Annotated in this window: 17 protein-coding genes; 10 read left to right on the top strand and 7 right to left on the bottom strand. The window is 36.8% G+C overall.

Annotated elements, in window-relative coordinates; all coding sequences use genetic code 11:
• Positions 1-175 precede the first annotated feature (175 nt).
• From asnS to M3189_RS14755, 3 genes are all read left to right on the top strand, one after another.
• Positions 176-1567 carry an asparagine--tRNA ligase gene (asnS, locus tag M3189_RS14770; RefSeq protein ID WP_251634848.1) on the top strand — a complete coding sequence of 464 codons (1392 nt, stop codon included), beginning with the start codon at positions 176-178 and terminating at the stop codon, positions 1565-1567.
• Positions 1568-2008: 441 nt separating this feature from the next.
• Positions 2009-2230 carry a helix-turn-helix domain-containing protein gene (locus tag M3189_RS14760; protein WP_095251123.1) on the top strand — a complete coding sequence of 74 codons (222 nt, stop codon included), beginning with the start codon at positions 2009-2011 and terminating at the stop codon, positions 2228-2230.
• 245 nt (positions 2231-2475) lie between these two features.
• Positions 2476-2676 (top strand): cold-shock protein, encoded by a 201-nt coding sequence (locus M3189_RS14755; protein ID WP_045523885.1) that lies wholly within the window; start codon positions 2476-2478, stop codon positions 2674-2676.
• A 49-nt stretch (positions 2677-2725) separates the two neighbouring features.
• On the opposite strand, the gene M3189_RS14750 is transcribed toward M3189_RS14755, so the two are convergent.
• Positions 2726-3340 carry a PH domain-containing protein gene (locus M3189_RS14750; protein ID WP_251635558.1) on the bottom strand — a complete coding sequence of 205 codons (615 nt, stop codon included), beginning with the start codon at positions 3338-3340 and terminating at the stop codon, positions 2726-2728.
• Between the two features lie 230 nt (positions 3341-3570).
• Here M3189_RS14750 and M3189_RS14745 point away from each other — a divergent pair, with 230 nt between their 5' ends.
• Positions 3571-4539, top strand: a complete 969-nt coding sequence (locus M3189_RS14745) for a DMT family transporter (RefSeq protein WP_251634847.1) — start codon at positions 3571-3573, stop codon at positions 4537-4539.
• A gap of 43 nt (positions 4540-4582) precedes the next feature.
• On the opposite strand, the gene M3189_RS14740 is transcribed toward M3189_RS14745, so the two are convergent.
• From M3189_RS14740 to M3189_RS14725, 4 genes are all read right to left on the bottom strand, one after another.
• Positions 4583-5443, bottom strand: a complete 861-nt coding sequence (locus M3189_RS14740; RefSeq protein WP_251634846.1) for a DUF421 domain-containing protein — start codon at positions 5441-5443, stop codon at positions 4583-4585.
• A 17-nt stretch (positions 5444-5460) separates the two neighbouring features.
• A complete protein-coding gene (locus M3189_RS14735) occupies positions 5461-5664 on the bottom strand; it encodes a DUF1657 domain-containing protein (RefSeq protein ID WP_251634845.1) in 204 nt (67 codons plus the stop codon).
• A 66-nt stretch (positions 5665-5730) separates the two neighbouring features.
• On the bottom strand, positions 5731-5934 hold the full coding sequence (locus M3189_RS14730; RefSeq protein WP_251634844.1) for a DUF1657 domain-containing protein: 204 nt from the start codon (positions 5932-5934) through the stop codon (positions 5731-5733).
• 93 nt (positions 5935-6027) lie between these two features.
• Positions 6028-7281, bottom strand: coding sequence for an erythromycin esterase family protein (locus M3189_RS14725; RefSeq protein ID WP_251634843.1), 1254 nt, complete (start codon positions 7279-7281; stop codon positions 6028-6030).
• Between the two features lie 174 nt (positions 7282-7455).
• Between M3189_RS14725 and M3189_RS26960 the strand changes: the two genes are divergently transcribed.
• Positions 7456-7587 (top strand): hypothetical protein, encoded by a 132-nt coding sequence (locus M3189_RS26960; protein WP_285889678.1) that lies wholly within the window; start codon positions 7456-7458, stop codon positions 7585-7587.
• Positions 7588-8429: 842 nt separating this feature from the next.
• Positions 8430-9299 carry a YitT family protein gene (locus M3189_RS14720; protein WP_435368094.1) on the top strand — a complete coding sequence of 290 codons (870 nt, stop codon included), beginning with the start codon at positions 8430-8432 and terminating at the stop codon, positions 9297-9299.
• A gap of 267 nt (positions 9300-9566) precedes the next feature.
• Here the strand turns inward: M3189_RS14720 and M3189_RS14715 are convergent, their stop codons facing one another.
• Positions 9567-9818: a sigma-G-dependent sporulation-specific acid-soluble spore protein CsgA gene (locus M3189_RS14715; protein WP_251634841.1), complete on the bottom strand. Its 252-nt coding sequence runs from the start codon at positions 9816-9818 to the stop codon at positions 9567-9569.
• A 143-nt stretch (positions 9819-9961) separates the two neighbouring features.
• Between M3189_RS14715 and pssA the strand changes: the two genes are divergently transcribed.
• Both pssA and M3189_RS14705 read left to right on the top strand, forming a co-directional pair.
• Positions 9962-10453, top strand: coding sequence for a CDP-diacylglycerol--serine O-phosphatidyltransferase (gene pssA / locus M3189_RS14710; RefSeq protein WP_251634840.1), 492 nt, complete (start codon positions 9962-9964; stop codon positions 10451-10453).
• A gap of 148 nt (positions 10454-10601) precedes the next feature.
• A complete protein-coding gene (locus M3189_RS14705) occupies positions 10602-10871 on the top strand; it encodes a hypothetical protein (RefSeq protein ID WP_251634838.1) in 270 nt (89 codons plus the stop codon).
• A 28-nt stretch (positions 10872-10899) separates the two neighbouring features.
• Here M3189_RS14705 and M3189_RS14700 read toward each other — a convergent pair whose 3' ends face one another.
• Positions 10900-11781, bottom strand: coding sequence for a VanW family protein (locus M3189_RS14700; protein ID WP_251634837.1), 882 nt, complete (start codon positions 11779-11781; stop codon positions 10900-10902).
• Between the two features lie 216 nt (positions 11782-11997).
• Here M3189_RS14700 and M3189_RS14695 point away from each other — a divergent pair, with 216 nt between their 5' ends.
• Both M3189_RS14695 and M3189_RS14690 read left to right on the top strand, forming a co-directional pair.
• The gene (locus M3189_RS14695; RefSeq protein WP_251634832.1) at positions 11998-12192 is read left to right on the top strand and encodes a hypothetical protein; all 195 of its coding nucleotides are present in this window, start codon (positions 11998-12000) and stop codon (positions 12190-12192) included.
• Positions 12193-12301: 109 nt separating this feature from the next.
• On the top strand, positions 12302-13510 hold the full coding sequence (locus M3189_RS14690; RefSeq protein WP_251634831.1) for an acyl-CoA dehydrogenase: 1209 nt from the start codon (positions 12302-12304) through the stop codon (positions 13508-13510).
• The last annotated feature ends 58 nt before the right edge of the window (positions 13511-13568 follow it).

Below are 13568 nucleotides of genomic sequence, written 5' to 3'. Positions count from 1 at the left end.
ATTCTGATAAATATTCAAGAGATTACAGGAAAATTTGTTGAATATTGCTTATTTGTCAGGAGTTTAATATAATATTGTAGGGATATAAGAAACAATGATACTGTGGAAAATTACCTTCTAGTCCCTTGTGACGGAAGGATTTTTATTTTTACATAAGAGTTGGAGGTTGTAAAAAATGAAACAAGCCTTAATTAAGGATTTGTACAGAAATACAGAAAGTTTTATTGACCAGAAGGTAGAGTTATCTGGTTGGATTCGCACGATTCGTGATTCAAAAACCTTTGGTTTCATTGAATTGAATGATGGCAGCTTTTTTAAGGGTGTTCAAATCGTATTTGATGAGCAATTAGAGAACTTTAAGGAGATAGCAAAGCTCCCAATAAGTTCATCTATTAGAGTAGAAGGTGATTTCATACATACTCCACAAGCAAAACAGCCCTTTGAGATCAAAGCAACGAATATTTCCATCGAAGGACTTTCAAATAGCGATTATCCTTTACAAAAGAAAAAACATTCCTTTGAATACTTAAGAACCATTTCTCATTTAAGACCACGCACCAATACTTTTTCAGCTGTTTTTCGTGTTAGGTCTTTAGCTTCTTATGCGATTCACAAATTCTTCCAAGACAAAGGGTTTGTGTATGTTCATTCACCAATCATCACAGGAAGTGATACAGAGGGTGCAGGTGAAATGTTCCGAGTTACCACTTTAGACATCGATAACCCTCCTAAAAATGAAGAGGGAAAAACTGATTTGTCAAAGGATTTCTTTAATAAAGAAACGAACCTGACTGTAAGCGGACAATTATCTGCAGAGGCTTTTGCTTTAGCATTCCGCAATGTTTATACGTTTGGTCCTACTTTTAGAGCTGAGAATTCTAATACAGCAAGACACGCAGCTGAGTTCTGGATGATTGAACCGGAATTGGCGTTTGCGGAGCTTCCAGATATTATGGACCTTGCTGAAGAAATGGTTAAGTATGTAATTGGATATGTTCTTGAACAAGCGCCGGAGGAAATGAACTTCTTTAACAGCTTTATTGAAAAAGGCTTATTAGATCGCCTTAACAATTCGTATACCTCAAGTTTTGGACGTGTGACTTATACAGAGGCGATTAACATTCTAATGGAGTCAGGTGAAACCTTTGCATACCCAGTTGAATGGGGACTCGACTTACAAACAGAGCATGAACGTTATCTATGCGAAAAAGTGTTCAAAAAACCTGTTTTTGTTACAGATTATCCGAAGGAAATTAAAGCATTCTATATGAGGCTGAATGAAGATAATAAAACTGTTGCGGCAACTGATTTACTAGTACCAGGAATCGGCGAGTTAATCGGAGGCAGCCAGCGTGAAGAGCGTGAGGATATTCTTGCTGGAAAAATTAATGACTTAGGTATGAATGAAGAAGATTATTGGTGGTACCTGGAATTAAGAAAATATGGCGGTACAAAACACTCAGGCTACGGTCTAGGCTTTGAACGCTTAATCATGTATCTAACTGGAATGTCAAACATTCGCGACGTCATTCCATTCCCAAGAACAACAGGTAACGCAGAATTTTAAAAAGAAAAGCTACAGCCCCTAAGCGCTGTAGCTAGACAAGAAAATAAATAAAAGAAGACCAATCCCATGGATTTGGTCTTTTTCCATTCATTATTGAGTTTGAAATTCTTCTTCGAAAAAAAATGTTCCAGGATGCTCTTTCACGATGTATGAATATCTTTTCATATTTTTCACATATTGCCATTTTAGAATAGTAACTTCTTCGCCAGTGTCCTTTAGTTTCACAGTTTGCCCACTATTGAACCTGTTATTTGAGTTTCTCAAATCAACACCCCTTTTTTTCATCAAATTTAATTATAACACACTTTTACTATCATCGCCTGTAACTGTCTAATGAAGCTTTTTAAGTGACTTTAACCAGTTGGAAACAGTGGCTTGAGATGTGATTCCTTTCATTTATATTTCCATTGTGTTACACTATTTAAAAAGTGAGGTGTCATTTTGTCAACTTATAAAGCGAAAAAGAGTAACCTCAAAGCCCTATTATCAAAAAACAGTATGAATCTGGAAGGTTTGGAAAAGAACACACACATTCCTTTAGACCAGCTTAATGGCTATATGTCAAAGAAAGTGATGAATCTAAGTACAGCCATGACGATTTCCAAAGAATTAAATTGCCAAATTGAAGATTTATATGACTGGGAATTAGAAAAGAAAGCTTAAGTTCTTATTTGTGTCACTAGGGGAATGCTCCTAGTGACATTTTTAATAACTTGACCATTCTATCAGGTGTTTATTCAGGTAGTAATGGACGAGAACTTGCTTAATTTTTCTTTCTCTGGTATGATTATGTAGAATTATTTTTGTTCGGTAGTAAAGGGAAGAATAAGTCACAGCTTTTCGCCTGGATCTTTAAAGAGCAAGAATAGTAATACAATGTGTGGATTACACACTAGGAGGCAACAAATATGGAAAACGGTAAAGTAAAATGGTTTAATGCAGAAAAAGGTTTCGGATTCATCGAGCGCGAAGGTGGAGAAGATGTATTCGTACACTTTTCAGCAATCCAAGGCGAAGGCTTTAAAACTCTAGAAGAAGGTCAAGCAGTAACTTTTGATGTTGAAAAAGGCGCTCGTGGACCTCAAGCAGCTAACGTAAACAAAGCTTAATCACATAGCATGTAAAAAACAGACCTTGATAGGTCTGTTTTTTTGTTACCTAATTATTAATGTATTTTTCAAATACAAAGCCAAAGTCTTTTACACTATATTGCTTTTTGCTTTCCTCTTTCCATTGGAATGCAGCTTGATTTAGCATTTTGAATTGTACGACTAAGTTGTTATCTGTACTAGTAACACGTCCCAATGTAGTGGAGGCGATATCAAGACTTTCCTTTGCGAAACGAAGCGAAATTTCATTATCATGAGTCATTTCTGAAATTTTTATAAGCGCCTTGTATAAGTCTTTGACTTCTTCAATATGTTTTTTATGAACATCAATCGAAAATGGCTGTGAGCCGATTTTAAATTTAATTTCAATATCAAGGTCGACTGTACCAGCAGTCTCAAGCATCACATCGGATATTTTATTTGTTGCGTAACTATAACGATAAAGCATCCTTTTTTTACTTGTAGCACTTGTTCCATCAAGATGAATAAGGGCATTATTTGTGAAGCAATATTCATCCGATTTTGATTTAATTAAGAAGTAAATTCTTTCGTCATCCTCGTGCATAACATAATCATCGGAATCAACCTTATCATAATTTTCTGGTTTAATAACAGATCCAACATCACTTAACCCTAATAGATCCGCTGCTACTTTTCCAAACATGCTATCAACCTCACTCACCCAAATTTTAGTTGCCATTCAATTTATACGGTTAGGTTCTCAAGAAGTTTCGTGTTTTTTTGAACGACGAAATAATTTATGCGTCATTTTTTCGTCTTATGCTCTCTTAAGAAATTACAAATAATTCAGATATTTGATATAATAAAAAATGCATCCATTGGAGTGAACAATTTTCATTGGAAGGAAATGAATTTTAAAGGGGAATATTGGTAATGCGACTGATTGTATTAGGCATATTAGCTGCCTTCTTTTTTGCCTTTACGTTTATAATTAACCGTTCCATGGAGTTAGATGGAGGGAGCTGGATATGGAGTGCTTCACTTCGATATTTCTTCATGGTTCCTCCACTATTGCTTCTTGTTTACGGGAGAAAAAATCTAAAGCCATTATTAGTAGAGATGAAAAATAATCCCCGTGCTTGGCTCTTGTGGAGCTTTGTGGGCTTTGGTCTATTTTACGGACCAATTTGTTTCTCCGCTGCCTATGCACCTGGCTGGTTAATCGCTTCTACCTGGCAAATAACTATTATCTCTGGATCGTTATTAGCCCCGTTGTTTTTTGAAACTGTTTTGACTAAAAAAGGCCCAATCCTGATAAAAGGCAGAATACCATTCAAAGGTATGGCTATGTCATTAATTATCTTGCTTGGTATTATATTAATGCAAATAGAGCAAGCAAGTTCTCTCACACCAATCGATGTTTTATTAGGAGTGGTACCTGTCATTATCGCATCATTTGCTTATCCATTAGGGAACAGAAAGATGATGGATGTTTGTGGGGGAAGGCTCGATGTTTTTCAACGTGTTTTAGGAATGACACTCGCCAGTATGCCGTTCTGGATTATACTAGCGATTTATGGTTTGTTTACGGTTGGTCTACCAAGTGGTGGTCAAAGTATTCAATCTGGCCTTGTTGCGATTACCTCTGGTGTAATTGCGACCATTTTATTTTTCCAAGCAACCGATCTTGTACGAGGAAATATGCAAAAGCTGGGAAATGTAGAAGCTACACAGTCCATGGAGGTTTTATTTGCCTTAATAGGGGAGCTCATCCTCTTGAAAGCTGCATTTCCATCTACACTTTCTTGGACTGGAATGATTCTTGTCATGGCTGGAATGGTGCTTCATAGCTACGTGTCGCATAAAGGTGATTTCCCTGATGGAAAAAAAGTCAGTGCATAAAACGAATAGAGCCTAATTTAGTTTCGATTAGGCTCAGGTGGCTTTAACTTGTAAGATAGGGTGTTAGTTTATCAATTGTTTCCTGAAGGAGTTTTGCGTTTTTCATATACATAGCTTTTGATGCCTCGTCTTCTGTTTCGAGAGAAAATATTTCTAAATCAGCCTGTGCCTTTTTTAGTGAGGCTAATAAAAGAGGGCGCTGAGTAGGAGAGGGGACTTGTATTTTGTCATCATAGATGTCTACAGTTAATTCGCCGTATGAATCCACTTGTCCAATAAATACATTATCGAGGGTTAGTTGAAGCTTTTCTAATTCCGTTTCTAACCATCCTCTGCTTTTTCCTGCAGACCTCAATGCTTCATCCAAAATGTTTCCGTCCATGATTACTGTTTGTGGTTCTTTTTCGATAGGGACCTTCATTTGTAAATCTTTAGGTGTCAATGGACGATTTTCTTTTTTCAATAAGGCACTTAAGGTACCTCTAGGCTCCAGCACTGCAAATTCAACGTCTGCTACACGGTAAATATCTTTTTGCCTAAGAAGGGCAGATAATTCATCAATGGAGTATTTTTCCTTCTTTAAATTCTCCTCGAGTACCTTCCCATCCTTAATAAATACGGTCCCTCTACCTTCAATGAAGTCCCGGAAGGATTTACTCTTTAATGCTAAAATGTCAGCGAAGAGAGTTGCAAGGCTAAAGATAATAATAGCAGTCATTCCTTGAAAAATATTTTTTTCAAGACCAGTTATGGCCTCACCTGCAATACTTCCGATTGTAATCCCTGAAACATATTCAAAAAAAGAAAGCTCAGAGATTTGCTTCTTTCCTAATATTTTTGTCATGAAAAATAATAGAGCTAAGAAGACAAAGGAACGAATGATAATATCAAACCAACTAGGCATATTCATTCACCTCCAAATTAACCTTTATATTGTGGTTCAAGTCGTTCAAGCTCCAAAACACGAGTCTGTAAATCCTTTTTAACGGAAGCTATGGTTTCCATGGTAGTATGGAAGACTTCTTGAGCACCTTTATCATTAGAATTTAAGGCTAGAGAGGATAACTGTGCTTCAATTCCTTTCATATTGGCTAGGCATTGCTTAACACTTGCTGCAATAGTCATAATCCTACTTCCTTTCATAAATCCTAAGGAAAAGAGTTGGCTAGGGAGCCAACCCTTCAATCATTATTATTGGTTATATTGAGGTTCTTCAGCTAAAATTTCTTGAAGCCGTGGTTCAAGACTATCTAGGACAGATTGAGTTTTCTGTGCCGCATCCTGATAGAGTTTTTTTGCATTCTGATTATCCGTTGCTAAAGCAAAGGTTTCGAAGCTTGCTTGTGCACTTTTTAATCCCGCTAAAGCTTGTTTAACTTGTGTCCCGACTGTCATGTTTTTGTGTGCCTTCTTTCTTTTTCAAAAATAAATTACACGCAGTATTATGTGTAATTTTTCATAATTTATGTGATGTGAAGATAGTACGTTTTAATAAATAAAACTTTCCATTTCTAGCGGATGTAGAGCATGCGTTTCATCAACAAAGATAAATCCATCGTAGCGGCTGCTCATGACAGAAGGCACGTAGTTTCCATATTGCTCATGTTCAGGGTGATAAACAACACCAATTGCACGGTGACCAATTGATTTATTAAATTCTTCACGATTTTCATTATTGAATAAAAGGTATTGGTTAACAGGCCCCACCTTGTGAAGCAAGTTTTCCCAGCTGCCAGTTTGAGCGGAGGGAACATTCGTGATGCGGAAATCAACTCCCCACTCAGTCGAGGCGATTACTGTACCTTTGTTTGTTCCAAAGCCAACAATATAGACATCTTCAGGATAATTCTGCTGCCTAATTAACTGACCAACATTTACCATCCCTGCATCTTTCATATCGGTTGCCCGAGCATCTCCTACATGTGTATTGTGTTCCCAGATGATTACTTTTGCACCATCACCGTAATACTTCATTACCGCATTCAAAGCTTCTACCATGTGTATGTCTCTCACGTTCCAAGATTTCGAATCATTAGTAACCATGGTCCGGTAATATTCTTCAGCATTAACAGTAACGAGTGCATTAACCTCCATATTTAAGCTGTTTTCTTCTTCATCATCATATTTCCACTTGTTCTTTTGTATCGTAGTTAGAAGTCCGAGGGCCTCCTTCATGCAGTCCTCAGATAAATAACCCGCTGAGACAGCATAGGATTCATTATTTCGGTTAAAGGGTTCAAAACAGTTAAACGCATTTCTAGCCTGTTTAAGTCCAGAGTTACCGGTACTTTCTAAGTATTTTATAATTTCATCCATACTCTCCCATAGACTATAGACATCTAATCCGTAAAACCCCACTTTGCTCTTTCGTTTAGTTTGTTGATTAAAGTCTTTTAACCACTCAATTAATTCAATGATTTCCTGATTGGCCCACATCCATGTTGGCCAACGATTAAAGCTGCGAAGAGCCTCTCTGGCATCGGTTGTTTGTGACCCAATGTTTTTTATATATCGATTGACGGATTGGCAGGAAGGCCAATCTCCTTCAACAGCAATAATGGAGAAGCCCTTTTCTTTGATTAATCTTTTCGTAAGCTCAGCGCGAATTGTATAAAACTCTGCAGTCCCATGTGATGACTCACCGAGAAGGACATACTTTGAGTCACCAATAGCCTCTATCAAGGGATCAAGATCATTAATGGATTCGAAGGGTTTAGCATGTTTTTTTATGGAATCAAACATTGGAAGACATCCTTTCAATACATAGTTATAATGGTAATCTTCCCTAAATGTATTACTTTTACAAGGTGGGCTAAACAGTGAGTAGATTGGTTTAATAGAGTAATTTTAATAGTCTAGTAATTTTGAAAAGTTCACCAATTTGCCACAATGGAGTGTGTTAGGAAGAGATTTAAGGTGATATACTATAAGTGTAAAGAAGATATACAAATTAACTTCTTAGGAGACTCAACCATCCGTGTTCGTTCCGTTCGTGAACGAGTAGTAAAGGTTTTCCCTTTGCAAAGTTTGGTTGGTGGAGCGATGTAAATTGAATTGGAAAGGTGCAAGACGAACGAAACTTACTATTTAGTGAAAGAGGAAATCATCTTTTCAAATGATGGTACACAAGTTATTGTAAATTTGGGAGTAAAGATAGTTTATCTACCTATGTATCAAGTACGTAGATAAAAATCTCAAACCAAAAAAGATCTTTCTTAATATTATGATGGAGCTTCCTTTGCGAAGAAACCTAAAGTAATGAAGTATAGAAAGAATCTAGAAAACAATAACTAAAACAAATGGGTGCAGTCCACTGTTTGGTCCTTAAATTTGATAAAGAAGCTCACCTAAAAAGTAAGGAGTAGTAAGGAGATAATGATATAAATGAATGAAGAATCTTTGTTCATATTATTATCTAAACCTTCAACCAATCCAAATCTTATATTGCCAAGAAACCAATCCAAATAAAAGGATAATGAGTCAATTGGTAGTACCGGTAAATTTGTTTCTTTAAAGGGATTTGAATTCCATTAAATTCCATGTGAATTAATTCCTTCAACGGAACAACACCCATCGGCTAAATCTCCAACCTTCCATTAGATCGTAAAATGACTAAAAGGAAGAGGAAAGAACATTTTGGCTGATGTCATGGTTGGGTCCCCTAAGAGGTTAATATTCCCAAGAAGCTGTCTCAATGGAGGCGGCTTCTTTATTTTGACTTTTTAAAATATAATCTTAGAATTTCACTAAGAAAATCTGGGAAATAAAGTGCATAAAAATTCAAAAAACTATAAATAAACTGATATAATGGAATCACAAGTCTATACGAAAGGGGCAAGATAATGACAGGAATTTCAAATGTAAACCTTAACGAACAACAGAAAGTGCTAATGGAGAAAGTTCAACACAAAGGATTAACATCCAGAAAAATCATTCAAAGAATCATGCTCATTACAATCGGGGCAGCTTTAATGGCTGTAGGATTAGAAATTTTTCTCGTTCCTAATCATGTTATTGATGGAGGCATTGTAGGAATTTCAATCATGCTCTCTTATTTAACAGGTTGGAAACTCGGTATTTTTATCTTTATTCTTAACATTCCATTTTTCTTTATCGGTTATAAACAAATAGGAAAAACCTTCGCATTATCCACCCTTTATGGAATCATCATTCTTTCAATTGGTACTACATTACTTCATCCAGTACCTGCCTTTACTCAAGATATCCTGCTTGCAACCGTTTTCGGCGGAATCGTTCTCGGAATCGGGGTAGGTATGGTCATCCGCTATGGAGGTTCCTTGGATGGAACGGAAATTCTCGCTATTTTATTTAATAAAAAGCTTCCATTTTCTGTTGGTGAAATTATTATGTTTTTTAATTTATTTATCCTTGGAAGCGCAGGCTTTGTATTCTCCTGGGATCGAGCCATGTATTCACTAATTGCTTATTTTGTTGCCTATAAAACAATTGATATTACCATCACTGGCTTAGACGAGTCCAAATCGGTTTGGATTATTAGCGACAATTCAAAAGAAATTGGTGAGGCCATTATGAATCGCCTTGGTCGTGGCGTTACCTATATTAATGGAGAGGGTGCTTATTCAGGAGATCACAAGAAGGTTATTTTCTGTGTAATCAACCGACTTGAGGAAGCAAAGCTGAAGGAAATTGTTACTGAAAGTGATGAAAACGCATTCCTCGCTGTTGCTGATATTGCCGAAGTTCGCGGAGGCAGGTTTAAGAAACGAGATATTCATTAGGAAAACTGCCATAGGGTAGTTTTTTTTGTGGCTATTTCAATATTAAAAAGAGGAATAATATCCTTGAAATTTGAGGGATTGTCGATTCAAGGAAATCCCTTAAAAACAACTCACATTCTGTCGTTTGGTGATGAATTTGCGCTTGGTGAACCTCGTTTTTTGTCATTGTATGCGCTTACCTAGGAAATAACCGCAGACTCGTTTATTTATTTCCCAATGTAGAGATGTTAGTTCCCAACTAACATCTCATTTTTATGTAGCAAAAGTCTAAAATAGCAATTCGAATACTTCATTTAATTCATGAGCCCTTTTTTCATCCTGCTCTTCCTTTGCATAATTAATTTCTTGAGGGAGCATTTCATTTAAAAAGGCAATCTCCTTTTGACTTAACTGTCTCACAAAATCCCCTTCAGTAGAATATCTTCCTTCAGATAATTTCCGATATAATTGTTTCCCTTCCGAGTGCTGCTCACTGTAATTTGATAAGATTTCACGTAAATAGCCTAATGTTTTATCCATTAAAGTCAACCATCCTTTCACTTTTTATCTTTTGACGAAAGGGGACTAATAATACCTGTCTATAATTAGATTCACATTAGTATTAATGGTGCAGACTATATCGTAATGAACGGAAGGTTGTTGTCTAAAAAGGGGGAATCTGCTTGTTAAACCATTTGGTTAAAGCAGTACCAAATTTATTTACCATTGGGAACTTATTATCGGGTGTCTTTTCGATTACCTTCAATATGAATGGATATTTGCAGATGGCAGCCATGTTTATCTTCTTATCGGCAATATTTGATCTTTTTGATGGACGCTTAGCAAGAAGGTTGAAGGTGAATAGTGAATTTGGAGTTGAATTGGATTCATTAGCAGATATTGTTAGTCTCGGTGTAGCACCAGCACTATTATTTTACTCATTAGAGCCTCCATCATTTTTCACAACCATTGCATTTATGCTATTTCCAACGATGGGGGCTTTACGGTTAGCGAAATTTAATGTAAAGCCAACTAGAGGTTATTTTATGGGTTTGCCCATAACGGCAGCCGGGCTGTTAATGGCTTGCATGGGAATATTTCTATACAGTAATGCATTCATTACCATCTTACTATCCATTCTCATGGTGAGTCCTGTAAGAATAAAGAAGCTATAAAACCATCTTGCTAACCAAAGTATATTCTGTAAACAAATAACAAATCACCAGTAGTTTTCCAATCATATTCTCATCTTAATGGTAAAGATTAAGCTAATGGAAGGGTCTTTTTACTTCCATTCCCATGTTAGATAAAGGAGTGCTTTGGATGAGAAATATGATTAAGCCGTTTTTCAATTTGTTTGGAAAGAAACGAAAGAGCAGGGGTGCCATGTGGGCCTCATTACTTGGAGTCGGAATCAGTGCCGCCGTTTTTGGACTAACAAGAGGAAAACGAAATAATATAGCCGTGCCCTTTCAAGATGTAGTCCAAAGCTTTACCCCAAAAACTAACTTAAATGGTATGAGTAATCCTGCACTAGCTGAATTCTCAGAAGAGCTATTGGCTAGCGCACTAAGAAATGATAAAAATCGATAAAAAAAGTCCGCATACCATGCGGACTTTTTCAAAGTGTTGGGAATGGAACTTTCTTAGGTTTATACTCTATTACCTCGGAGGAAAATAACTTAATGACTAAAAGATTCCCAATCGTTCTTGCTTGAATTAAAATGGGCTGATTGTACAAATTCTTAAATTCAAAATCAGGACCATACCAGCTTACGGTTGCATCACGTCCTGGTGGAATATAGGGGACAACTCTGCTGTGAGAAAAACGCTGAACGATTTTCAGTCCTGCGCTATCGACAGCATTAAATAATGTTGAAGAAACCTGACATATTCCTCCGCCAATGTCTTCTGCATATTCACCCCTAACAATCACTTTAGCCTTTTCATATCCCTTCTCAGTTGTTCTTTTTCCAACTACAGAATTAAATGAAAAGGTTTCACCAGGAAAAACGACATGATTATTAATTGCTTCGACTGCCAATTGAATATTGTGCGATCGCTTTTTATTTCTGGGATTAAAAGAAGTAATGTACCGGCCAATTCGAATACTGCGGATATCTGAAAGTAATTCACTATCTACTTTTGGATAGACAGGATACATAGGTATTTCCAATGTTGATTTGTTTTGTTCGAAAAAAAGGGAATAGAAGCTCTCTGTAAAAGCTTGTCGATTGATACTCAAACCAACCTGTTCAGGAATAATATTACCATGCGGATCCAATTTTGCATTTTTAGGTAATACGGATAACTTCTTTTCTAATTGATCTAAGAGTTGGTTGTGTTTTTTTGTATCCAAAATTAAGTAGCTTGGATTCCCAACAGCGTAATCTTCTTTATTTATAGTATAAATGAGTTTACCATCTCTTGTAATGTCCACACCAGCTTGAGGCGTTATTTGCTGAATCATAAATAAGAAAGTGAATAACCAAGTAAAGCTCATATAGCAGAAACCTCCCTCATGATAATTTGAGGCAAAATTTGTATTTTTATGTAAGAAAATAACCTAAAAAGTTTTGACAGTGAATTTACATACAAGCGTAACTCTTTTTTTATCTTTGATTGAAAAAAAGTGTAGAATAATAGTATATAATCAAGTAATAACACGAATTCTGCAAAGTGCTAGCAGTTTGCTATATAAATGATAGGAGTGTCTCCCTTGGCTGAAAACGGAAGAATTCAATTAAATGTAAGGATTTCAAAAGAAACCTCTGACAAACTGGACGAAATAGTCGAATACTATCAAGAAAATCTTAGATTAGGCAGAGTATATAAAGGTGATGTACTCACCGATATCATAGAAAAATCATACGAATTAATGAAAAAGCAAAAAATGGGTATAAAGAGATATTAGTGATTATTTGTTAGAATATTTAGAAATAATTTTGAATATTTAATGTTTGGAGGTATAATAGTAGCTGTGGCATACCTACTGGTTAGTATGTATAGAGGAGGGTGAAGTGATGGAATTTTTATATTCTGCTAAAGTGAAAGAGTTACAGACAAAGCTGACAAACTTCATGGAACAAAACGTATATCCTAATGAAAAAGTGTATGAGCTGCAATTAAACGAGCAGGAAAATAGGTGGAGCACTGTTCCTCAGGTAATGGAGGACTTAAAGGGAAAAGCAAAGGCTGCTGGTCTCTGGAACTTATTTCTCCCCGAAAGTGAATATGGAGCAGGTTTAACAAACTTAGAATATGCACCGCTTTGCGAAATTATGGGGCGCTCCATGATTGGACCTGAAGTGTTTAACTGCAGTGCACCAGATACTGGCAATATGGAAGTAATTGTTCGCTATGGTAAAGCGGAACAAAAGGAAAAGTGGCTTAAACCTTTACTAGCAGGGGAAATACGTTCTTGCTTTTCCATGACTGAACCGGCGGTAGCTTCTTCTGATGCAACAAATATTGAAGCAAGCATTGTCAGAGATGGCGATGAGTATATCATAAATGGACGTAAATGGTGGTCATCTGGCGCTGGAGATCCTAGATGTAAGATAGCGATTGTCATGGGGAAAACAGATTTTAATGCCAACCATCATGAACAGCAGTCGATGATTCTCGTACCTCTTGATACCCCGGGGGTTACAATTGAAAGGATGCTGCATGTTTTCGGCTATGATCATGCCCCTCATGGGCACGCTGAAATTTCTTTTGAAAATGTTAGAGTTCCTGCAGAAAATATTCTGTGGGGTGAAGGTAAAGGATTTGCGATAGCTCAAGGAAGATTAGGACCTGGAAGAATTCATCACTGTATGAGATCGATTGGTGCAGCGGAGCGTGCTCTTGAACTTTTATGTAAGCGTGTTCAAGAACTTGAAGCTTTTGGAAGACCACTTTCAAGCCAAGGGGTTATTAAGGAATGGATTGCTGATTCAAGGATAGAAATTGAACAAGCTAGGTTATTGACACTAAAGGCAGCATATATGATGGATACTGTTGGAAACAAAGAGGCGAAAACAGAGATTGCTATGATCAAAGTGGTGGCACCTAACATGGCTTTACGTGTGATAGACAGAGCGATTCAAGCTTTCGGAGGTGCAGGTGTATCAGATGATTTTCCACTCGCAGCGATGTGGGCGAACTCTAGAACACTAAGACTTGCAGACGGTCCAGATGAGGTGCACCGTGCTCAGATAGCGAAGCTTGAATTAAGAAAATATCAATGATTTCCGTTGATGTTGGGGGTCTTGTTTTTTTAACCTTAAGTGAGAATTTGGAGGGAAA

Source organism: Neobacillus niacini (assembly GCF_023715415.1).
Classification (GTDB): Bacteria; Bacillota; Bacilli; order Bacillales; family Cytobacillaceae; genus Neobacillus; species Neobacillus niacini_C.
This window is presented reverse-complemented; position numbering and strand designations above follow the sequence as displayed.